This is a genomic window from Spongiibacter sp. UBA1325 (genome assembly GCF_002306875.1).
GTDB classification, from domain to species: Bacteria; Pseudomonadota; Gammaproteobacteria; order Pseudomonadales; family Spongiibacteraceae; genus Spongiibacter; species Spongiibacter marinus.
The window spans coordinates 387,169-407,968 of sequence record NZ_DBTD01000009.1 but is presented as its reverse complement, the minus strand read 5'-3'; the positions used below and the strand labels follow the sequence as shown (position 1 = coordinate 407,968).

19 protein-coding genes are annotated in these 20,800 nt (G+C 54.2%); 7 read left to right on the top strand and 12 right to left on the bottom strand.

Going from position 1 to position 20,800, the window contains the following annotated elements:
- A complete protein-coding gene (gene sulP, locus B3K78_RS10460) occupies positions 1 to 1,758 on the top strand; it encodes a SulP family inorganic anion transporter (protein WP_286695396.1) in 1,758 nt (585 codons plus the stop codon).
- A 20-nt stretch (positions 1,759 to 1,778) separates the two neighbouring features.
- Here the strand turns inward: sulP and B3K78_RS10455 are convergent, their stop codons facing one another.
- Positions 1,779 to 2,786, bottom strand: a complete 1,008-nt coding sequence (locus tag B3K78_RS10455) for a 2-hydroxyacid dehydrogenase (protein ID WP_286695395.1) — start codon at positions 2,784 to 2,786, stop codon at positions 1,779 to 1,781.
- Between the two features lie 179 nt (positions 2,787 to 2,965).
- Here B3K78_RS10455 and B3K78_RS10450 point away from each other — a divergent pair, with 179 nt between their 5' ends.
- Positions 2,966 to 3,211 (top strand): DUF5062 family protein, encoded by a 246-nt coding sequence (locus B3K78_RS10450; RefSeq protein WP_036256911.1) that lies wholly within the window; start codon positions 2,966 to 2,968, stop codon positions 3,209 to 3,211.
- A gap of 84 nt (positions 3,212 to 3,295) precedes the next feature.
- On the opposite strand, the gene B3K78_RS10445 is transcribed toward B3K78_RS10450, so the two are convergent.
- From B3K78_RS10445 to B3K78_RS10415, 7 genes are all read right to left on the bottom strand, one after another.
- Positions 3,296 to 5,581, bottom strand: a complete 2,286-nt coding sequence (locus tag B3K78_RS10445) for a xanthine dehydrogenase family protein molybdopterin-binding subunit (protein ID WP_286695394.1) — start codon at positions 5,579 to 5,581, stop codon at positions 3,296 to 3,298.
- Position 5,582: 1 nt separating this feature from the next.
- The gene (locus tag B3K78_RS10440; RefSeq protein WP_286695393.1) at positions 5,583 to 6,116 is read right to left on the bottom strand and encodes a (2Fe-2S)-binding protein; all 534 of its coding nucleotides are present in this window, start codon (positions 6,114 to 6,116) and stop codon (positions 5,583 to 5,585) included.
- Between the two features lie 196 nt (positions 6,117 to 6,312).
- Positions 6,313 to 6,912 (bottom strand): YqaA family protein, encoded by a 600-nt coding sequence (locus tag B3K78_RS10435; protein WP_286695392.1) that lies wholly within the window; start codon positions 6,910 to 6,912, stop codon positions 6,313 to 6,315.
- A complete protein-coding gene (locus B3K78_RS10430; protein WP_286695391.1) occupies positions 6,912 to 7,673 on the bottom strand; it encodes an START domain-containing protein in 762 nt (253 codons plus the stop codon). The genes B3K78_RS10435 and B3K78_RS10430 overlap by 1 nt, the downstream gene beginning before the upstream one ends.
- Positions 7,645 to 10,209, bottom strand: coding sequence for a TonB-dependent receptor (locus B3K78_RS10425; protein ID WP_286695390.1), 2,565 nt, complete (start codon positions 10,207 to 10,209; stop codon positions 7,645 to 7,647). Before B3K78_RS10425 ends, B3K78_RS10430 begins: the two co-directional genes overlap by 29 nt.
- A gap of 60 nt (positions 10,210 to 10,269) precedes the next feature.
- A complete protein-coding gene (locus B3K78_RS10420; RefSeq protein ID WP_286695389.1) occupies positions 10,270 to 10,962 on the bottom strand; it encodes a sterol desaturase family protein in 693 nt (230 codons plus the stop codon).
- 11 nt (positions 10,963 to 10,973) lie between these two features.
- Positions 10,974 to 11,720, bottom strand: a complete 747-nt coding sequence (locus tag B3K78_RS10415) for a FadR/GntR family transcriptional regulator (RefSeq protein WP_286695388.1) — start codon at positions 11,718 to 11,720, stop codon at positions 10,974 to 10,976.
- A gap of 256 nt (positions 11,721 to 11,976) precedes the next feature.
- Here B3K78_RS10415 and pyk point away from each other — a divergent pair, with 256 nt between their 5' ends.
- The 4 genes from pyk to B3K78_RS10395 all read left to right on the top strand — a co-directional run bounded on the left by pyk (position 11,977) and on the right by B3K78_RS10395 (position 16,784).
- Positions 11,977 to 13,410 carry a pyruvate kinase gene (pyk, locus tag B3K78_RS10410; RefSeq protein WP_204994987.1) on the top strand — a complete coding sequence of 478 codons (1,434 nt, stop codon included), beginning with the start codon at positions 11,977 to 11,979 and terminating at the stop codon, positions 13,408 to 13,410.
- Between the two features lie 150 nt (positions 13,411 to 13,560).
- The gene (locus B3K78_RS10405; protein ID WP_286695387.1) at positions 13,561 to 15,312 is read left to right on the top strand and encodes a hypothetical protein; all 1,752 of its coding nucleotides are present in this window, start codon (positions 13,561 to 13,563) and stop codon (positions 15,310 to 15,312) included.
- Positions 15,313 to 15,318: 6 nt separating this feature from the next.
- Complete coding sequence (locus tag B3K78_RS10400; RefSeq protein ID WP_286695386.1) at positions 15,319 to 15,741, top strand: hypothetical protein; 423 nt, start codon at positions 15,319 to 15,321, stop codon at positions 15,739 to 15,741.
- Positions 15,742 to 15,755: 14 nt separating this feature from the next.
- Positions 15,756 to 16,784 (top strand): DUF2500 domain-containing protein, encoded by a 1,029-nt coding sequence (locus tag B3K78_RS10395; RefSeq protein ID WP_286695385.1) that lies wholly within the window; start codon positions 15,756 to 15,758, stop codon positions 16,782 to 16,784.
- 47 nt (positions 16,785 to 16,831) lie between these two features.
- Here the strand turns inward: B3K78_RS10395 and B3K78_RS10390 are convergent, their stop codons facing one another.
- Together B3K78_RS10390 and B3K78_RS10385 are read right to left on the bottom strand one after the other, a co-directional pair.
- Complete coding sequence (locus B3K78_RS10390) at positions 16,832 to 17,254, bottom strand: hypothetical protein (protein ID WP_286695384.1); 423 nt, start codon at positions 17,252 to 17,254, stop codon at positions 16,832 to 16,834.
- A gap of 119 nt (positions 17,255 to 17,373) precedes the next feature.
- Entirely contained in the window at positions 17,374 to 17,535 is a 162-nt protein-coding gene (locus tag B3K78_RS10385; protein ID WP_286695383.1) for a hypothetical protein, read from the bottom strand.
- A gap of 195 nt (positions 17,536 to 17,730) precedes the next feature.
- On the opposite strand from B3K78_RS10385, the gene B3K78_RS10380 reads away from it, so the two are divergent.
- On the top strand, positions 17,731 to 19,749 hold the full coding sequence (locus B3K78_RS10380; protein WP_286695382.1) for a TonB-dependent copper receptor: 2,019 nt from the start codon (positions 17,731 to 17,733) through the stop codon (positions 19,747 to 19,749).
- 54 nt (positions 19,750 to 19,803) lie between these two features.
- Here the strand turns inward: B3K78_RS10380 and B3K78_RS10375 are convergent, their stop codons facing one another.
- Entirely contained in the window at positions 19,804 to 20,223 is a 420-nt protein-coding gene (locus B3K78_RS10375) for a GFA family protein (protein WP_286695381.1), read from the bottom strand.
- A 24-nt stretch (positions 20,224 to 20,247) separates the two neighbouring features.
- A complete protein-coding gene (locus B3K78_RS10370) occupies positions 20,248 to 20,679 on the bottom strand; it encodes a hypothetical protein (RefSeq protein WP_286695380.1) in 432 nt (143 codons plus the stop codon).
- Positions 20,680 to 20,800 lie beyond the last annotated feature (121 nt).

The window sequence follows — 20,800 nt, the reverse complement described above, 5'->3', positions numbered from 1 at the left end:
TTGAAAGGCGCACTCAGCCAATACTTACCCATCCTGGAATGGGGAAAGCAGTACAACCGCGGCCAGCTCGCCTCCGACCTGCTGGCGGCCGTCATTGTGACGATCATGCTTATCCCGCAGTCGCTGGCCTACGCCCTGCTTGCCGGCTTGCCTCCCGAAGTTGGTCTCTACGCCAGTATGTTGCCACTCATCGCCTACGGCCTGCTGGGCAGCAGCCGCAGCCTGTCGGTGGGCCCGGTGGCCGTGGTTTCGCTGATGACGGCCAGCGCCGTCGGCCGCATTGCCGAGGTCGGCAGCATGGGCTACCTCGATGCCGCCGTGCTGCTGGCACTGTTCTCCGGGGCGTTCCTGCTGCTGATGGGCGTTCTGCGAATGGGCTTTCTCGCTAACTTTCTGTCCCATCCGGTGATCGCCGGTTTTATCACCGCCTCGGGCATTATTATTGCCGTCAGCCAGCTTCGTCACCTGCTGGGCGTGCACGCCCACGGCGACAACCTCTACGAAATTCTGCTCAGCCTTGCCGAGCAAGCCAGCCATACCAACCTCTACACCTTAGCGGTCGGTTTGCCGATGCTGGTCTTTTTATTCTGGATACGTAAAGGCCTGCAACCGCTGCTGGAAAAAGCCGGCCTGTCGCCCTTTGCCGCCGCCATGGTCAGTAAAGCGGGCCCCGTTGTTGGCGTGGTGATGACCAGTGTTGCCGCTGTCGCCTTCGACCTCGGCGCAAAAAACGTGGCATTGGTCGGCGATGTGCCCAGCGGCCTGCCCGCCCTGCGCCTGCCACCACTGCACCACGAGGCCTGGCAGGAACTGTTGATCTCGGCGATCTTCATTTCGGTCATTGGCTTTGTGGAGTCGGTGTCGGTGGGCCACACCCTGGCCGCGAAAAAACGCCAGAAGATCAGCCCCAACCAAGAACTCATCGGCCTCGGCGCTGCCAATATCGCCTCATCGGTATCGGGCGGCTACCCCGTTACCGGCGGCTTTGCGCGCTCGGTGGTGAATTTTGATGCCGGCGCAGAAACCCCGGCAGCGGGCATGTTTACCGCCATCGGCATCGGGCTGGCGGCAATCTTCTTCACGCCCTATCTGGCTTATCTTCCCAAGGCGACGCTGGCGGCAACCATCATCGTTGCGGTGCTGTCGCTGGTCGATTTATCGATCCTGAAAAAAACCTGGGACTACGGCTATTCTGACTTTATCGCCGTTGCCAGCACCCTGTTCGTCACCTTAGTGGCCGGCGTTGAAAGCGGCGTGGCCTGCGGGGTATTTGCCTCGTTAGCCCTGCATCTGTACAAAACCTCCAAGCCCCATATGGCCGTGGTCGGCGAGGTGCCGGGCACCGAGCACTACCGCAATATCAACCGCCACTCGGTGATTACCCACGACGAGATCCTGTCGCTGCGCATTGACGAAAGTCTGTATTTTGCCAATGCCAGCTTTATTGAAGATCGCATCTACGCCCTGCTGGAGGACTACCCGCACACCCGCCACGTGGTGCTGATGTGTACCGCCGTGAACGAGGTGGACCTCAGCGCACTGGAGGCACTGGAAGCGATCAACGAGCGTTTGGGCGAGCGCGATATCACCCTGCACTTATCTGAGCTAAAAGGGCCGGTAATGGATGTGCTATGTAAAACCCACTTCCTCAAGCAACTTACCGGCAAAGTATGGTTGTCGCAGCACCTGGCCGTTACCGGCATTGTTGAGGAAATGAACCAACAAAACGCCGATAACACTGAAAACTGGGATATCTAAGTCCAGCGGGAAGGGACTTTTCAGCCGCGTAATTGTGCGGCTGAAATTTCATTTTTGCAGGCCTTTCCCTGCTCCACATCGCTGAGGTTTTGCAGTGTGGTAGCGGCAATGCTCGCCAGCGCCTCGGCGCTGAAAAAGCCCTGATGGCCGGTAATGAGTACATTGGGGAAGGTCAGTAAACGCGAGAACACATCGTCGGTAATAATCTTGCCCGACAGGTCCTCGAAAAACATATCGCCCTCCTCTTCGTAGACATCCAACCCGAGATAACCAATTCTCATCGTCTTTAGCGCGGCAATCACCGCGACGGTATCCACCAGTGCGCCGCGGCTGGTGTTAATCAGCATCACGCCCGGCTTCATTTTGGCGAGGGCGCGGTCATCGATCAGGTGGTGGGTGTCCGGGGTCAGAGGGCAGTGCAGGCTGATAATATCCGCGCGCGTTAGCAGCGCGTCCAGCTCGGTGTATTCCACGCCAAGGCGAGTACAGCGCTCATTGGGAAAGGGGTCGGCGGCAATCACCGTGCAACCAAAGCCGCTCATAATGCGGCAAAACGCCTCGCCGATATTACCCGTACCAATCACCCCCACCGTCTTACCGTGCAGGTTAAAGCCCAGCAGTCCTTCCAATGAAAAATTGCCCTCGCGAACGCGGTTGTATGAACGATAAATTTTTCGGTTCAGCGCCAGAATTAAGGCCACCGCGTGCTCTGCCACACCTTCCGGCGAATACCTGGGCACACGCACTACGGTAATGTCGTGGGCCGCTGCGGCGTCGAGATCGACATTGTTAAAGCCCGCGCACCGCAGCGCCACCGTATGAATGCCCAGCGCAGCCAACTCCGCCAAACAGTCATCGCCCAACTCATCGTTTACAAAGGCGCAAACTGCATCGAAGCCCTTGGCCAAACCTGCCGTCGCCGCACCCAGGTGGGCATCAAAAAATGCCAGCGCATGGCCGTGGGGCTGGTTCGCCTTAGCGAGAAACTCGCGATCGTAATCCTTGGCTCCAAATATCGCGACTCGCATTCCATCTCCTCAGCACAAAATTTTCTAACTGCATTGAGTGTAGCAAGGGCCTCGGCGGATGGGGAAAACCCCTTCTGACGAATGAGTGATGCCTTATTTCTGTATTCCTGTCGCAATGCCTGGCGTTTCTGCTGTACCTTGAGTGCAGCGCTTTCACTTTGCGCGCGGGGAAACGACCAATGAAAAAAATCGATAACGAGAAAGAGTGGGTAAGAAAGGCCATCAATATTGGCAGCGCCTACGCAGAGAAGCGCGGCGCCGCCCAGTTTGAAGACGGCGACTCCAGCAACGAACGGCTGGAATTTATCTACCGCCTGTTAGTGCGCGACAAACTCATCCAACCCATGCCCGAGCTACAAGTATCCCAGCAAAGCATTCGCCACCGCTTGGCACTGTGGGCAAAATCGCTGGATAAAAAGGCCTGAGCCGGATGCGATTTGCCCGCCATGGCGACAAATACCGTTACAAAACGGGCGCGCGGCGGGCAGACTGTCCCGCCGCGCAGCCAGCTATGCCTGCATCGCCGCTTTGACATCCGCGGGACGAATTGGCAAGTTCCGCAAGCGCGCACCCACCGCGTTAAAAATGGCATTGCCAATTGCCGGAGCCACCGCGATCAAACCCGGCTCGCCGAGCCCCGTGGGAAACTCCGTGTTTTGTACAAAGCTGATATCCATGTCTGGAACATCCTTCATACGCAAGGGTTGATAGCTATTGAGGTTGTTGTCAGCAACTTGGCCATCCTTAATTGCCGTGCCCTCATGCAAGGCCAAACTCAGGCCCCACAACATGGCACCTTCAGTTTGCGCCAGGGCGCCGTCGGGGTGCACCACGGTTCCGCAGTCCATAACACTGGTGAGCTTAAGCACCGTAACCTGCCCCGATTCGGGGTCCACTTTGACGTGGGCCACGCAGGCGCTCCACGTTGGCATGGTGCGCTCCTGACCGGCGGCAACGGCCACACCCAGGCCCTCGTTGGCCGGTAGCTTGCGACCCCAGCCCGCCTTGCGAGTGGTTTCCCGCAAGACATTGGCCAGCCGCTTAGCGCCACCTACCGCCTCCGGCGCGTTGCCGGCATTCTTGCCCTTAGCGTCGAGCAAGCTCAGCCGGAATTCAGCGGGATCTTCGCCCTGGGCGTGGGCGACCTCATCCATAAAAGACTCAACCCCCCAGCCTATCCAGCCCGGCCCCACGGCACGCAACCATCCCGGTACAAAGGTCTTTTGTGCCAAGGGGTTATTGATGGCCCGCACACGGTGATGGTCGAGACTGTACCAATGGTCGGCGCCGCTGATAGAAAAACTATCGACCTTGGTTTTCTTATCGACGCTATCGGGCATGAAGCCAGGCGCCATGGTGAGTGTTGGCCAGCCTGCCGCGGCGGCGTGCTCGATGCCCAGCAGATCACCCTCGCCACCCCAATAGGCCGTAAAGTGCTGCACAGACGGTGAGCGAATGCAGTCAAAGCGAGAGTCATCCTCACGGGTAAATACTAACTTAACCGGCTTACCGGTCGCCTTAGCAGTAAGCGCGGCAGGCACCATATAATCGCCCGCTAACCTCCGGCCAAAACCACCACCGAGATAGTGCTGATGGATCACCACTTTGTCTTCGCCGAGGCCGACTGCCTTAGCCACCACCGGCAAGAACAATGACTGCCATTGGTTGCCCGTATACACGTGGCAAACACCATCTTTAAAGTCCACCGCAGCATTGACGGGCTCTAATGCAAAATGCAGTGCCGACGCGGTTCGATAGCTGCCTTCAATGGATTTTTTCGCGCGCTGCGCCGCAGCGTCGATATCTCCATGATCGACAAACAAGCCACCCACCGTTTTATCGGCGACTAACTTCTCACCTTCAGCGATAAGATCCTCTTCGCTGACATTGGCCGTTTCCCCCGCGCGGTATTCCACTTTGATAGCATCGGCAGCTTTAACCGCGCCGTAGTAACTGTCGGCCAATACAGAGACCCAGCCCTGCAAAATATCACTGGGATCACTGAGCACCTTGTAGCCCAAATACCCCTTCACGGCTTTTGCGCCGCTGTCATCAACATTCAACACAGTCGAACCGTAGCGGGTTGGCGGAATGAGGGGGCGCGCGTAGATCATTCCTTCCAGCTCAACGTCGATACCATACTGCGCCTCACCGGTCGTTTTCACCGGGATATCCAAGGCCCGACTCGGCTTGGCAATTAACTGGCGGTTGTCAGGTTTTTTCGGAGAGAATTTGGCGAGCTGGTCTTCGCTGTAGGTTTTATCAATCTTGCCGCGCTTCACAATATCGGCAAAATCCAAACGCTGGCTGCCACAAATCACTTGGCTGTTTTCCGTGCGGCAGTCTTTCGCTGCCACGCCAAGCAGCTCGGCAGCCGCTTCAATCAGCGCCTCTCTACCCGCAGCACCGGCTTGCGACATCGGCACATACGACTGAAATACCGACCAGGAGCCGCCCGTCACCATATACCCCCACTTGGGGTCGGTATCCACGTGATTAAAGCTCACCCTATTCCAATCGGCGCCCAGTTCATCGGCCACAATACGCGCCAGCGCCGTGCCCACGTGCTGCCCCATCTCCGCACGGGTTACATTCACTAAAATGGCGCCACTTTGGTCAATCTCAAACCAGATAGTGGGGTTAAAACGCTTTTTATTCAGGCGCTCGGAAGCCGAATCCGCACTGCACGCGGGCAAGAGTGGCGCAAAGGCCAGCATTACACCCGCCCCCGCCGATCCAATGAGAAACTGACGGCGATTCACACCCGCGCTTTCGGCATTTTTTATTCGTGACATCTCAACTTACCCCCTGCTTTTCAGACGCTTGAGCCGCCGCGCTGCCCACCACGGTGTTGCGCTTAGGGTCGTAAATTTGAATAGTGCCATCACTGCTCTGGGCAACCTTTTTTATCGCCCGCTTAATGCGCACATATGACATGCACCGACAGAGATTGCCCGACATATGCTGCACAATCTCCTCGTCTGAGGGGTTCGCCTTGTTCGCTAATAGCGCCGCCGCCTGCATGATCTGACCAGACTGGCAGTAACCACATTGCGGCACCTGCTCTTCCACCCAAGCCTGCTGCAAGGGGTGGCTACCCTCCAAGCCCTCAATGGTACGAATATCTGCATTGTTTACCGCACTTAGCGGCAGCGAGCACGAACGCATGGGATTGCCGTTCATGTGCACCGTGCAGGCGCCACACATCGCGATACCACAACCAAACTTGGTCCCTTTTAGCCCAAACTCGTCGCGAATAACCCAAAGTAAGGGGGTATCTCCCGGCGCATCTGAGGACATCTTCTTGCCGTTCAATGTAAAAGTCGTCATCCATTTCACCCGTGTCGTAGCAAAACCTGCCTCCCAGTGTAGCTACATCTGACAGATCTACCCAACTCAGCACAGACGGACTCATTCTCGGGATACCACAGGCTCAGCCATTGCGTGCCACCCCATTGCGGGGCGAATAGACTCTCGGTGGCGGCAGGTTCGCCACGTCTGCAAAAGGGCGATGCGAACTCAGCGCTTAAAGGATGTTGAACAGCACCAGGGCGTAGGCGTAGAAACGCAAAAAGCGGGTTAAGCTGACCAATAGGAAAGTTCGGAAGGGGTACTCGATCATCCCGGCAATGGTGCTCGCTAGAGCAAACGGAATTGGCAATAGCGCAGCGATGACGATGAAGACACCGCCCCATTTTTTCATAAACTCGACGTGCTCAGCATGGCGGTCAAACAAGTAGCGGTGCACAGAGGGAATGTGTTCAAGGCGACTGCCAATGCCGTACGCCGTAATACCACCCAGGTAAGAGATAGCCGCGAGTATACTCACCATTAGGTAAGGTATTTCCGGAAAGCGGGACTTTGCCCACAGCATAAACAGATCGGGCGGTAACATACCGAGAATGGATTCAGAAACATAAAACAGCGGGAAGACATAGGCCGGCGGCAAGCGCTGCTCAATAAAAATCCGCAAGCCTTCCTGATATACCGCGAGATACGGCCTTACTAGCCAAAGCAGCGCGACGAGTGCCGCCATCACCGTCAAGGCTTTCAGTAGATTCAAGGTAATGAGGGTATACAGTTCACTGCGCTGATCGAGTGAAAATGACTTTTGTGGGCTCCTCATCACTCCGCCTCTTCCGGCTGACCAACATGGTAACGATGCTGCGAATTTCGATTTTTATAATTATCGCCACTTGCCGCCAAGGCCTGATTTTCAGATTCGAGAATTTGGCGAAGACTATGCAAGGCATTGTACGGCCCATTGACCGAAAGCGCGTTTATAAGCCAGCCTGGGATCGGCCCACCCGGTTCGGCGTGGATCACCGTGCTTAGGCGAACACTAGAGGAACCGGTGCGTACCAGGGTCCATGTTCCCTCGGCTTTTTCCACACGTACGCGGTCATCGACAATTGACGGTATGGTGTTGTCAGCGTGGGAGAGGATGCGCGCCTGCGAACCATCGGGCGCTACCGACCACTGTCGGCGTAGCAGCATGTCTCTGTCGCTAACCGGCCAGGGCAAGTCATTAACCACGTAGATAATATCTTCGCTTTCCGACAGTTTTTTATATACCGATGCCTCGGTGCACACCTTATCCCAGCGCGGCCGCTGACCGGTATCGAGTAACAGAGCGAAGGCTTTTTCGAAGGGCGCATTAATGTCCACCTCGGCTTTCACTTCACGCGTTGCCGAGTCATGGATCTCGCGGCTGGAGACTTTTATGCCGTCCTCATACTTATCAACCCGCCACACCTTCATGCTTTCCCCGCCCCACAAACTGAGCGGGACGAAGAAGGCCACTGTTGCGGCGCAGCGAAGCAGCAGACGAAGCGCGCCGCTGGCGCGCACGCGGCCTCTAAAAACGGTAGCCAAGTTCGACTTCATAGGTTGTATCTACATAAGCGCCACCGAAGTGAGTACCCCGAAAGCCCGGTGTATCCTGAGCGGCAGCCAGCGATTCACGGCCGGTAATGTTGTCGCCGAAAAAGCTAATATGCCAAGTGTCGTCCATCGACTTAAGGCCAAGCCGCACACCGTAGGTAGTGCCAGAAATGCGCGTATCGATTGGGTCGAGGTCAGTGGCCAGGGCCACCTCGGATGAGTAGCTCGCGGTAATGCCTGCCAGCGTTAGGAAGGGCCAGTTGAAGGGCTGCCCCTGCCAGCCCGCCGTGAAGGTGGACTTAATTTCCGGTACCAACCGCAGGCGTCGGCCGGTGAGGTCACACGGAGGTGGGTTGGTATTTTCAGCCGTACAGGCGGCCTGGCTAAATTCAGAATATTCCGATTCCGTGAAGGCGCCATTCAGGCCGAGCAGGATCCCGTAGGGCGTCATCAACATGCCCTCGTATTCCAAACCGTAGATCGTTGCTGACGCTGCGTTTTCCACCACGTAGGCCACGCCATTGAAGGTCGATACCTGAAGATCGCGAAAGTCGGTGTAAAACAGTGACGCATTAAAACGCGCCGCGCCGCCCAACCATTCGGTTTTAGCGCCCAGCTCGTAAGTCAGCGCGGTTTCGTCGTCAAACTCCAGGTTTATGTCGTTGCTTGGCTGGCCGGTGAAGCCACCAGACTTATATCCTTTGGCGGCAGTAAAATACGCCATTGCCGCATCGGCGAAGTCATACTTCACAGAGAATTTGGGAATGAAGTTAAAGGTTTCCCGTTCACGCTCCGCTTCAAACTGTGTATCCCCGGCAATAATCACCGGAAAGATAGTCGCCCCTTGAGGGTTCGGGCCGAGGCAATAACCCGCTGGGGACGGGATGCCGCTAAGCCCAGGCAAATCCACAGGCAGCAGCTGGTTGCACGCCGCGCCAGAGATAACCGCATTCCCCTCGCCACCGGTAACGTTATTAATCAGTCGGTGGCCGGTATCGAGGGTTTTGTCTTCATAATTTAAACGCCCACCAAAAGTGGCCGACCAGCGCTCAGTGAAATGCCAGGTGACCTGCCCAAACAGGGCAGCGCTGTCGGTGATCTGGTCGAAGCGCGTTAACGCCGTTTCGATGGGTGACGGACCACCGGCCAGTGTTTGTCGCGCCTGGATCAATTGACCTGCCAACTGGCCACTGTTGGCATCGTTGAGCACCTGATCCTGACACGCTTCCGGGCCGGGCGATTGCAAGCAGGCCATGCGCTCGCCTTCACCCGTCACCTGTAGCAACTCGGTCAGCAGTAAAAATTGTTGAATGTTGTAATCGGCCTGCAAGTCCGACTTCATGAAAAATAACCCACCGACAAACTCAACATCCCCCGGTGGTGAAGTGATGCGAAATTCCTGACTGTACTGCTCCAGCACTTCATTGTTATCAAGGATAAGAAAAGGAATCGGTGAAAAGTCGGCATCCAACCTCACCTCTTCGTCCAACCAGGTGTAGTTGGTAATACTGGTAAGCAGGTAGTCATTGCCGAAACTCCAGTCGGCTTTCAAGGTAACGTCATAGGCGTCGCGCGCTACACGGCCCTGCGTATCTTTCGCTGTTCGCTCGTCGAAAGGGTCTGCCGTGGTTTCCGGGTCAAACACCTGCATGGCCGCGAGATGGCGGTCACGCGCGCGAATAAGCTGACTACCCTCGCCATGCTGGCGGATCAGCGCTGCGTTCAGTGTCAGGCCAATGGTCAAATCCTCGGAGGCGTCCCATACGACGCGCAGGCGCGCATTTTGGGTATCGATATTCTCTTCATCGATCTCTGCCGTGGTGTTGTAAACACTGCCATCGCGAAGCTGACTCATCAGCGCGACTCGCCACCTGAGCGTATCCGTTATGGGCCCCGTGGCCATCAGGCGTACGCGCTGTTGGTCCAGGTCACCCAGTAGCACGTCACCCTTAAAACCAAATTCTGTGTCGGGCATGGCGGTGCGAAAATGTATCGCACCGGCCGAGGCGTTTTTACCAAACAGGGTACCCTGCGGGCCGCGCAGCACTTCAATCGCCGCCAGGTCCATGGTGGCCTGATTAATATATGAAGCGCGACCGTAGTAAACATCGTCGATCAGCAATGCCACCGATTGTTCAAAACCTCGGTTATAGCTCGACCCCAAACCGCGCATATAAATACTGGGAAACGACGGTGTTGCCAGCACGTCCAGGTTGGGCACATATACCGCCACTTCGTTCATGTCGGCCATGTTTTTGTCGACAATGTCATCGCCACTAATCGCGGTAACAGATAGCGGTACGGACTGTATGTCTTCCTCTCGCTTCTGCGCCGTGACGACAACTTCTTCAAGGGCATTGCGCTGCCGCTTAAGCGATTGCTCCTCCGCGCTAACCTCGGGATTAGCGGCCGGCGCTGCGAAACCCAGAGCCGGAGCCGCCAGTAGGCTCGCCACAAGCAGTGGTTGTAAGCAGGGTTTGCTCCGCTTAAATAAAAAGTGATTGAGCGCGCTGAAACACCCTCTTGTGTCGACTGACATTTACGCTTCCCCTACTGCTTATTATTGTATTTATACTTTTGACGCTAGAAATAATTGTGTTCAGCGCGGTTCGTCCGAGAGCAGCCCGTGAACATTGTGCACCGTTGGCGACTTATCAACGGCCTTCAGGTCAGGCGCGGTCCCCAACAGCAAGTCGCCCAATCCGGTTGACACGCCCCACCATAATTTTTCGTCGCGGTAATGATGCAGGCGATGCATTCGCTGGCGGCGACGGTAGTAATTCACTGGCATACACCAGGTGGTGTGGCCCATGAAATGACAAAACTCATAGTGCAGCGCCAAAGTAAAAAACATGGCAAGGGCACCGGTTGCCAGTTCGACACTGGGCAACAACAGGTAGGCAAGCGCAATCAGCACCGGCACCACGGTGGGGAACACCTCTTTGTTGATGGTGATATCACTGAGGTCAGAGGGGTTTACATGGTGGGCACGGTGAGAACGGCCCACACTGAGGTCGATCGTTTTACCAAAAATTTTGCGCGGCTTGGAATGCAGAATGTAAGCATGAATCAGCCATTCCTGTATCGGCCAGAAAGCCAGAATGCACAGCGGAGCGATTAGATCCGCATAGCGCCAGTTGCCGAGGTAAACCCGAAAGCCGGTAAAGCCCAGTGCCAATGCCGTAAGAATGATCGGGCTCATATGGCCATAAAAGGCTTTAAAAAAGTCGCTAGCCGTTGCCGGGTTGGCCGGTTGGGCCGCGCCGCCAGATGATTGAACGCTGCTCGTCATGGGATAGTCCTCTACGCATTGTTATTTAAATGATTTTGCGTGTGTTGCTCGTACAGATCTAAAAACTGGTTAATGGCGTTGCTGCTGCCATCGATATAGTCGCGTGCTAACTCTGCCGCCTCGTCAGCTTTCCCCTCACGCACCAGCATCGCGAGGCCACGGAATGAGTCCAGCTTGCGAAGGTCGCGATCCAGCATCTGGGTCAGTAGCTCCCATAGCGGCTCGTAGGTTTTGCGCAGCGAGTTAAAGGCCAGGCGGTAGGCGATATTGCCGCTGCCATCAACCAGCACCTCCCAAAATTCAAAGGCGAGGCGCTGCAAGTCGACGGGGGCCACTGCCGCCGTCATGTCATCGACCAAGGCATCTAAACGATCAGCGGTGGCTGCGCCGCCATTCACCGCGGCATCGGCGGCAATCGCCGGAGACAAGACCTGACGCATCCGCACAATGCTGCGCGCCGCGTCGACTTGGATTTGACCGTTCTGGTCAAACAACAAACTGGGGAGCAAGTCGGCACTGGCCTCCCTGCGGTAGTCCAGCACCGTTGTCATGCCGCCGTGCTTAACCTCAACCAAGCGCGCTTGTTGCAGGCGCTTGATCGCTTCGCGAACGGCATTACGGCTCACCCCTAGCATTTCAGACAGCAACCGCTCCGAGGGCAATTCCTCACCGGCTTTCAGTTCCTGATAGACGATGCGATTACGCAATTGGTCGAACACTTCATCCGACACAGACCGCTTCTGTATGGCCTTGAACATAGCTGCTACTCTCCCTTGAGGTAACTTATCCTACCAGTGGACCTGTTATTGCGCAAATAGGCAAATATGAGCAAAAACGGGAGTCAGAGCAGCGAAGTCCCACCGAAGACGCTCGCCATCATCCCAACACGCTTAACGCCCTGATCACGATTCGAAAAAACCGGCGAATCAATCGATAAACACACCTAAAGTGGCCTTTCGCCCACGACGTTTTTTGCCATAATCACTGCATAGACAATCAAACAGCGGGCAAGCTATGCGCAAAACGAAGATCATCTGCACCATTGGGCCAGCAACCAGCGACTACGAGTCACTGCACAAACTGGCCGACGCCGGGATGAATATCGTGCGCCTGAATATGTCCCACGGTGAACACGACAGCTGCGCGCAAATTATTAAGTCCATCAAAACCCTCAACCGCAAACTCCACCACCCGGTCGCGGTGCTGATCGACACACAGGGGCCGGAGATTCGCACCGGCGATATCAATAACGAACTCAGCCTGAAAACCGGCGATGTGATTTCGGTGGTCGCGCGGGGCGAGGCCGATGTCGAGGCCAGCTCGATCCAGATCAATTACGAAGACCTGATCAACGACGTGAATATCGGCGACAAGATCACCGTCGACAACGGCCTGATCAATCTGGAAGTGCTCAGCAAAGAACAGCGCACCATGCAGTGCCGAGTGATCGACGGCGGCGTATTAAAGAGCAAGCGCCACGTTAATCTGCCCGGTATTCGCGTAAACCTGCCCGCCATTACCGAGAAAGACCGCCGCGATATTCTGTTTGCCATGGAACAAGAGGTGGACTTTATCGCCCTGTCATTCGTGCGCAGCGCCGACGACATACGAGAATTGAAAACCCTGCTGGGCGACAAGGTCGATAAGATAAAAATTATCGCCAAAATTGAAGACCAGGAAGGCGTTAAAAACCTCGACGCCATTATTCAAGAAGCCGCCGGTGTGATGGTCGCCCGGGGCGACCTGGGTGTGGAAATTCCCTTTGAAGAGCTGCCCATTGTTCAGCGGCAAATTATTTCCCAGTGCGCGAAATACGGCCGCCGCGTGATTGTTGCCACCCACATGCTGGAATCGATGATCGAAAACCCCATGCCTACCCGCGCCGAAGTTACCGATGTCGCCAACGCCGTGTACGAAGAGGCCGACGCCATTATGCTGTCGGGGGAAACCACCGTGGGCAAATACCCGGTGAAATGCGTGGAGGTGTTAGACCGCATTGCCCGTTCCATTGAGAAGAATCGCGGCCTGCGCTTTAGCGATGAACTGATCATGGGCAACGACAAACAGGAAATTGCCGCCGCCGCGGTGAAGCTGGCTGAGTCCATTCAGGCCAAGGCGATTGTTGTGCCAACACGGCGAGGGCTGATGGCCAGCCTGGTCACCAACTGCCACCCCCAAAGCTCCATCATCTGCGCGTTTACTAACGACAGTCGCACCCGCCGCAAGCTGGTGTTAAACCGCAACGTGCTTAGCTACCGCATCAACTTCAGCTCCGACCCAGAGAAAACACTCGCCAACGCCGCCCACATAATGATGAGCCGCGACGAATTCAGCGAAACCGATAAAGTGGTGGTGATTTCAGACGCCCTCTCCAGCCACGGTATCGAGGCCATTCAAATTCGCCAACTTGGCGACTTGGTAGCGCGCTATGAAATTGACCATACATAGAAAGGCTTGCGAGACGTTGTGGACCTGAGTAACTACCTGCTCCAGTGCCAGCTCTCATCCTAGTAGTACAAAAGGTGTTGCGGATATTTTTCAAATGTCTTCATCATTTATGAATGGAATAAAAATTATGTATTGCGGTAAGGAATCCGAATGAAAAGTCATCTTATTAGTGTGTTATTGCTTCTCTCGCTACCTCTTTTGACGGCCCACGCAGGTGGGCCGATACGGTCGATGACCGGAGGAAAGTGTATCCCGCTGGAAAGTCAGCCTGAGCTCTGTCGCGAAGCCGGAGAGCGCTGGCTAGTCATGAAGGCCGATGGCTCTGGCACGATGGTGATGGGGTTTGTGAGGAGTTCGCCTACCTATAAGGACATGAAAAAGATCTCCAAAAAGTTTGGAGGCAAACGCGAGAGAATCCCGGAGAGTAAATGCAAAAAAGACTGGGGAAGGAAACACCCATGGGGGCTAATCGAAGCAAATGGTGCCTCTCCGGTAGAGCCTGCCGCTTACCAACTCATCATTCCAATATCGGATAAATTTGCAATCGCCCAGCCCTACAAGGACATCGACTGTCATTGGAACGATGAATACTACCTTGTGGAAATTGATAACAAACTCAAAAAGCTCAAAGAGCCACTGGGAAAGGGTAGAACTTACTACACCATGGGTGGCTACTCCATGCAGAGCCCGGTAAGGGTCTTTATTGCCAGGGGCACTACGAGTGTAGGTGAGAATACTGTCAAGTTTGAGCAACTGGGGCCAGATGGAAGAGTGGTCGCGACTTACGACAATATTATCTTCTCTCAGGCAAAGCTGACCTTCTATACACAAAATGAATCCGGCTTGATCTTTGCCAAAGCGATTGACCCTAAAACCGGGAATGAGGCCTCCGTCCGCTGGGGACCTATGGGAGACTTTCTCGGCTATTATCCGAAGATCGATATTATTGAGTCGATCTATGACTTAGACAGAAAGAAATTCACTAATTATCTGATGCAGGCAGTCGGACGCCTTCCTCTGCAAACGGATCTGCCCGATCACACGTTGTATGTACCACTGGATGAACATGGAGAACCCGTGAAGGGCCCTAAAAACTTTGTGGGTATGACGCCGCTTTATGATAATTACTGGGGCTTTAATGAGCGGCAGAAAAAATATAAAGACTGGTTGCTAGTGTACAAAACACCCACTGGCTTCAGTTACAAAATTGCCGGGCTGGCTACGCGCGGTAAAGTCAAAAACAATAGCGAATCTTCTCCAATCAGTATCTTAGCCTCGGAGGCTGACTACGTCATGCTGGCTGATTTTGATTATCAGAGAGAAGAAGGAGCGCGGGAGTACAAGTCAAATAGCGATATCTGGCAATCCTATTTTATTCAATTCTATACCGCCTACGAAGCCGATGGTGTGACACCAAAGCCTAGCGCCTATCCCGGGAAATGGCACTCGCTATCACCATGGATACGAAGCCGCATGGTGGTAGATACGGGTTATAAAGCGAAACTGGCAACGGCATATGGACAAAATCGATACGGATGGGATGACAGATTTACCGCGATTCAAACTGTCTACCAGAATGCGCTAAAGTCCCGTGCAGATAGTCTGGCTCGCAAGAGGGCCTACGAGGCAAAAATTGCTGAATCGAAGCGCCGTAGAGAGGAAGAGCGTGAACGTGCGTATAAGGCAGCACAAGAAGAGTGGCGTAAACAACAGGCTTTTCAAGCCGCCCACCCGTCCAATCGTAACAGCTCACAGAGCTTTGGCGATGCATTGAATGCCTGGGGTGATGCGATGATTAAGCAAGGTCAGATCAATAACCGCAACAACAGTTACAACGGCTACAGACGGGACTGTTACAACAATTATGACGGCACAGAAACCTGCTTTACCTCAAAGCGATAGTTCGTCATGACGAAATGGATCGTACACTCTGAGTGGTGGATGCCTCGTGTCGTGTGGCTTTGGGGTGCAATAACGCTGCTATTTGGCTTGGTGACGCAGCAAGATCCGCTGTCGACGTTTATTTATCCCTGCCTGGCTGTAGCGCTGGCTTATTTGGCCGCAGCTCTACTGAGGTGGCTGTTCGTGTTTCAAAGCTCGACTACGCAGCGTGTCACACCGTTTATCAGCCGAACCATCACTGCCTTTTGGGTCTTAGGGATAATTGGGTTTCTTCAGCTGTTCGCAATCGCGTTATTTGAGGGATTCAGGAGTGGAGCTTTCAATTATTTTTTAATTGCTATTTCTGTATTTCCTGTGGGCACGTCAATGGGGGCGGCACGAGAGTGGCGTCGAGTGCGACAACTGCAAATTAGAAACACTATTAGCTAATTTATGGGAAGAACATGGAAAGGGCTAAATACGATATAAAACGCTTATCACCCCAAGATAGAAAGCGCATACAAAATCAATATTGGTTGATTGGCGGTTTTTCGCTATTTGCCGGAGCGATCTTCTATGTAATTTTTACCTCGATTGTTTATTCTTCCCATAACAGCGCCATTCCAATGATCATTTTTAGTGTTTTCGCTGTGATTTTTTTCGCTGTTATTACAAGCATCGCCCGGCAAAACCACATCGAGCTCAGAGACGGGGTCAAACACTGCTACACAGGGGCGGTAACCAATAAGCGTGTCAACAAGCATACCTCCAGAACAGGAAATCATCGCTCCCCAAATCGCGCAGGTAACGGAGGCAGTCGAACCAGAACAACCATTACGCACTATTTGTCAATTAATGGCGAAGAGCTAAAGGTAACGCCTAAAGAATATCATCAAGCTTCCGTAGGGGACGAAATTTCATTACATATCAGCCCCAAGAAAAAGCTGATTCTGAATTTTGAGATTTTAAATTCTCACATTCATGAGCGAACTGAAAAAGCTCCTGAATCTCGAAAGGTTAGTTCTTCGCGGAAGAAACGAGAATTACATATTTCTCCTACTGAACGATCAATAGTTAAGAAGCTTTTCTTCAAACAATGGCGAAAGAAGCTTTATTTCTTTATCGCCATGCTGGTTCTGTTTTTCCCTATCTTTACGACCAATTTGATCCTCTTTTCATTTCCTTTGGCCATTGTTCTGCTATACAAGGCTTTAGGTCTTTTCTCAGCCTACAATCTTTACCGACGGTTTACGAATACTGATCTTGGCAAAGTGGAAATTAGAACGAGGGTAAAAGACAAATTCGCTACAACATCGAATCTGGCAAAAACTAAATTTCGGCTTTTGACGGCTGAAGGGCGGTGGGACGTGACTGAGGAAATCTACAACGCCTTGTCAGCGTCGGATGCTATTACTCTATACCAGCCAGCTCATCTGGATATGGTTTACGCGGTTAGTTATCAAAATGACAAAAATATTCTATATCTGGTGTAGCGCACTGCTTTAGAAAGCCTTAATTGAGTGGAGATTTCTTTATCGATTTACCAAGTTTCATTATTATTAATATACGCGTTAAACCGTTTTCCTAGCTCCCGCCCGTCCTTAAAGTCGGTGATATCACTCTCTCGAATAATACCTAAACGCTGATAAGGAAATTTCGTATTCTGAGGTTGCATGAATGACAACTTGTGTGTCCCATTAGGAAGCTTCAACACGCCACCACCCATAAACATATACCACGGCGAGTGGAAATTGGCATTTGACCGCTGAGTGCGAAACACTTCGATATTTTGACCCTCGGAGATCTCTTCAAAGGCTCCCTCTTTATTCACCATCGAGTCGAACTTCTTCTTACCAAACGTCCCTGTGTCGATGAGTGAAAATGCAATCTCGTCACCCTCAATCGACAAGTAACCTGGGGCACTATGAAATAACCCGTTTAGCAGCCAAGCTTTAAAAATCATTGTCTAATCCTTTCCACTTACTTTGAGTTTTTACACCAGCATGAGTCATCGGATCAAATGCTACCTGCTGTCACGTAATATTATTATCGACTAAGAAGACAGGCTAAAAAAAAAGCGTTTCACGATAACAATGGCGAAACACGCCAGGTGCGGGCTTGCTGTGGGGTATACTTTAAGGAGGGCTTCACATCCATGCCGTAGTCACTATTGCCTCCATTCTGAAGCACGCGGTGGCGTTTTGCTGCGGCCTGCAGCGCCATAATCAGGTACTCATGCTGCATTGAGTATTCCACACTCTTTGGCGGCCTGGAACCGGCGAATTAACGGTGCGCTAACCGCCAAGCGTTCTTTTATTTGTGAATTTAATTGCCGAAGCCGGTGTTTTGCGGCGGGGTTGCTGCGACACCATGTCACATCCTCAGGCGTTGAGTCAGTCATTAGACTATTGCCGACATCTATAATTAGGCGATTTTTCTGTGAAGAAGCAATTTTTACTGACGGCGTTCGCAATGGCGCCCGCACTGGGTTTGGCCAACCATGACTTGGCTATTGAATTGGTTGAGGTGACGGCTGAGCGCGACCTGGACCCAACAGCGGATCAGATTTTTAGCGATGCGCCGCTCACCAAGCCGGTGCACGACGCCGGTGAGTTGCTGCGTTCGGTAACGGGCATGAGTGCCACACGGCGTGGCGGTCGCGGCTTTGAGCCAATTATTCGCGGCCAGAGCCAGAACCGTTTGAATATTATTTCCGATGGCGCGTTTAACTACGGCGCCTGCCCCGGCCGCATGGACCCACCGACCACTTATGTCGGCTTTGACAGTTTTGATCAGGTTTCGGTGATTAAGGGTAATCGCTCGGTGATTTACGGCGCTGGCGGCAGCGGCGGCACGCTGTTGTTTGAACACCAGCGCCCGGAATTTGATGAAAGCGGTTATCGCGGCAATGTTCGCCTTGGCTATACCGGCAACTCAGACCTGCGCAGCGCAGCGGTGGATTTTGCCGCAGGCAATGACCGCGGCTTTGTTCGCGTATTTGGCGAGAACATTGAATCGGACAACTACGATGACGGTGACGGCAACACCGTGTCGTCGGCCTTCGACTCCAACAGCTTTGGCGTGATTGTAGGTGGCGATATCGGCAACCACTATCTTGAAGCCTCTCATGAGGTGGCCAACGAGGAAGACCTGTTCTATGCCGGGAACGGCATGGACGCACCCTATGCCGATTCCACCACCAGCCGCTTTAAGTGGGATTACAACGCCTCGATCGGCCCGGTAGATGCGCTGTCGCTGAATCTGTATCGCAGCGATGTTACGCACTTGATGGACAATTACACGCTACGCCCGCGCAACGCGATGCCCAACGGCATGGCAGCGCCCAGTTCATCTGACACCTGGGGCGGCCGTTTTATGGCCACGCTAAATGGCGACAACAGCGAATGGCGAGTGGGTATCGACCACCGCGCCAACGACCGCGGTGCCGACCTGTTTATGGATGCCGGCAAAGACGGCAGCTTCGATATGCTGGTGTCTCGCATGTGGCCCGATATCGAGCAGCGCCTAACGGGCCTGTTTGCCGAACTGGACTACAAGCTGAACGCGGTGGATGAGCTGCGTGTAGGCGTGCGCTATGACCAGTTCCGCTCTGAGGCTACCTCCAGCGAAAAACCCGCCGGCATGATGGGCGCGGCCACCCCCGCCAACCTTTATCAGGCTAACTACGGCACGCGCAGCAACAAGGCCACTACCAATGACCTGGGCCTGGTATTGGGCTGGGACCGCAAGCTGAGCGAAAGCACCTTGTTTAGCACCAACCTTAGCCGCTCGGTTCGCCACCCGGATGCCAGCGAGAACTTTATTGCCCGCAGCGCCATGGGCAAGAGCTGGGTGGGCAACCCCAATATCGACCCGGAAATTCACCAGCAGCTAGACCTGACCTTGCTGTCTCGCCAGGGCGACAGCCACTGGTCGGCCACGGTGTATTGGGACGAAGTGACCGACTACATCGAGCTCTACAATCGCGGCACTGCCACCCTGTACCGCAACACCAACGCACAGTTGCGCGGCGTGGAATTGGAGGCGGGCAAACCACTGTTTGGCGGCGTATCTGCGCGGGTGGGTATTGCCTATACCGAGGGTGAAGGCGACAACGGCGACCTGGCGAATATCTCGCCACTGCAAGCCACCACCCATGTTGATTATCAGCGCGATGGCTGGTCGGTGGGCGTTCAATGGGTTGTTGCCGATCGTCAAAACCGTATTGATGTCGACAACGATGTACCGGAAGAAACTGCCGGTTTTGGTGTGGTGAATATCTACGGGAACTGGGAAGTGACCGACGCGCTATCTCTGGAAGCCGGTGTGGAAAACGTGGCGGATAAGAACTACGCCTACCACGTTAACACCGCCTCATCTGATCCCTTCGACCCAACGGCCGTTCGCGTAAACGAACCCGGACGCCAGTACTGGATCAAGGCGCGCTATCAATTCTAACCCCTTCACCCGCTGGCATTGCGCCGCGGGTGCTTTTTTGCCGCCGTAGCAACGCTACTTAGCAGCGTAGGCGGCAAACACTTCTTCGCCGGTCAACTTCTCGGTGGCATTGGCAAACGCGTAGTAGGTTGGTTTTTGGTCGATGAAGATCTGCTTGCTAAATTGCCAGTCCACATCGCCAAACAAGCCCACCGGCAGAGCGTAATGATTGTCGGCCGTTAATCGATAAAACAGGTGGGTGCCGCACTGGCTACAAAAGGCGCGCTCGGCCCACTCAGAAGACTGATAACGGCTGATATATTCCTCGCCGCCGAACCGCACCTCGCCATCACACTCCACGGCCAATAGCGGACCGCCGCCCCACTGGCGACACATGTCGCAGTGGCAGGCATCGATATGCATAGAGGACGGAGTGGCAAACACCGACACCTTGCCACATAAACAACTGCCTTGTTGCTGCGTTTCACTAGCCATCACACTCTCCTTTTTGGGGTAGTTTCACTGCTCGGTTGTCGCCTGCTCCAGTTGCGCCACCAGCTCGCTAACCGCCTCGGCAAACTTGCTGTCGTCGAGCTGTTCGCTCAGCTCACTGGCCTGCTGGGCATGCGTTAACGCCCGCGCCAGGTCTTGCTGCTCGGCAAACACTTCTGCCAGGGCGAAATTTAATGAGGCGATATATTCATCCAGGCTTGCGCGCTCGGCGCAGGCTAAGCCGGTTTCGTAGGCGGTAATGGCCTGCTCCACGTTGTTGGAAAAATCCCCCAGGGCCTCCCATTGCAGGGGGTGGTCGGCCTCGGTGTCGGCATTGTCTGCGCACAACGCCCTTAAGGCCTGAAAGGCTTTGGCCTCGCCCTTGCGGTCGTTGCCCTCGGCGGCGCGCATCAGATTGAGGGTGAGGCAGTGAATCTCGTCGTATAGCGGTGCAGACATGAATAAATCCTTTGGCGGCAGTTTGGCGCTGCCCGAAACTGAAGGTAGTGGCACTGCCAAGGTTTATAGCACGGCCGGTAGTGTGGCTAACAGCTTGGCCGACTCTGCCATTGGCGGGCCG

What these genes read in the sequence shown, in the direction of transcription:
- B3K78_RS10455 (WP_286695395.1), bottom strand. Translation starts at nt 2,786, where the DNA reads ATGCGAGTCGCGATATTTGGAGCCAAGGATTACGATCGCGAGTTTCTC.
- B3K78_RS10450 (WP_036256911.1), top strand. Translation starts at nt 2,966, where the DNA reads ATGAAAAAAATCGATAACGAGAAAGAGTGGGTAAGAAAGGCCATCAAT.
- B3K78_RS10445 (WP_286695394.1), bottom strand. Translation starts at nt 5,581, where the DNA reads ATGTCACGAATAAAAAATGCCGAAAGCGCGGGTGTGAATCGCCGTCAG.
- B3K78_RS10440 (WP_286695393.1), bottom strand. Translation starts at nt 6,116, where the DNA reads ATGACGACTTTTACATTGAACGGCAAGAAGATGTCCTCAGATGCGCCG.
- B3K78_RS10435 (WP_286695392.1), bottom strand. Translation starts at nt 6,912, where the DNA reads ATGAGGAGCCCACAAAAGTCATTTTCACTCGATCAGCGCAGTGAACTG.
- B3K78_RS10430 (WP_286695391.1), bottom strand. Translation starts at nt 7,673, where the DNA reads ATGAAGTCGAACTTGGCTACCGTTTTTAGAGGCCGCGTGCGCGCCAGC.
- B3K78_RS10425 (WP_286695390.1), bottom strand. Translation starts at nt 10,209, where the DNA reads ATGTCAGTCGACACAAGAGGGTGTTTCAGCGCGCTCAATCACTTTTTA.
- B3K78_RS10420 (WP_286695389.1), bottom strand. Translation starts at nt 10,962, where the DNA reads ATGACGAGCAGCGTTCAATCATCTGGCGGCGCGGCCCAACCGGCCAAC.
- B3K78_RS10415 (WP_286695388.1), bottom strand. Translation starts at nt 11,720, where the DNA reads ATGTTCAAGGCCATACAGAAGCGGTCTGTGTCGGATGAAGTGTTCGAC.
- pyk (WP_204994987.1), top strand. Translation starts at nt 11,977, where the DNA reads ATGCGCAAAACGAAGATCATCTGCACCATTGGGCCAGCAACCAGCGAC.
- B3K78_RS10405 (WP_286695387.1), top strand. Translation starts at nt 13,561, where the DNA reads ATGAAAAGTCATCTTATTAGTGTGTTATTGCTTCTCTCGCTACCTCTT.
- B3K78_RS10400 (WP_286695386.1), top strand. Translation starts at nt 15,319, where the DNA reads ATGACGAAATGGATCGTACACTCTGAGTGGTGGATGCCTCGTGTCGTG.
- B3K78_RS10395 (WP_286695385.1), top strand. Translation starts at nt 15,756, where the DNA reads ATGGAAAGGGCTAAATACGATATAAAACGCTTATCACCCCAAGATAGA.
- B3K78_RS10390 (WP_286695384.1), bottom strand. Translation starts at nt 17,254, where the DNA reads ATGATTTTTAAAGCTTGGCTGCTAAACGGGTTATTTCATAGTGCCCCA.
- B3K78_RS10385 (WP_286695383.1), bottom strand. Translation starts at nt 17,535, where the DNA reads ATGCAGCATGAGTACCTGATTATGGCGCTGCAGGCCGCAGCAAAACGC.
- B3K78_RS10375 (WP_286695381.1), bottom strand. Translation starts at nt 20,223, where the DNA reads ATGGCTAGTGAAACGCAGCAACAAGGCAGTTGTTTATGTGGCAAGGTG.
- B3K78_RS10370 (WP_286695380.1), bottom strand. Translation starts at nt 20,679, where the DNA reads ATGTCTGCACCGCTATACGACGAGATTCACTGCCTCACCCTCAATCTG.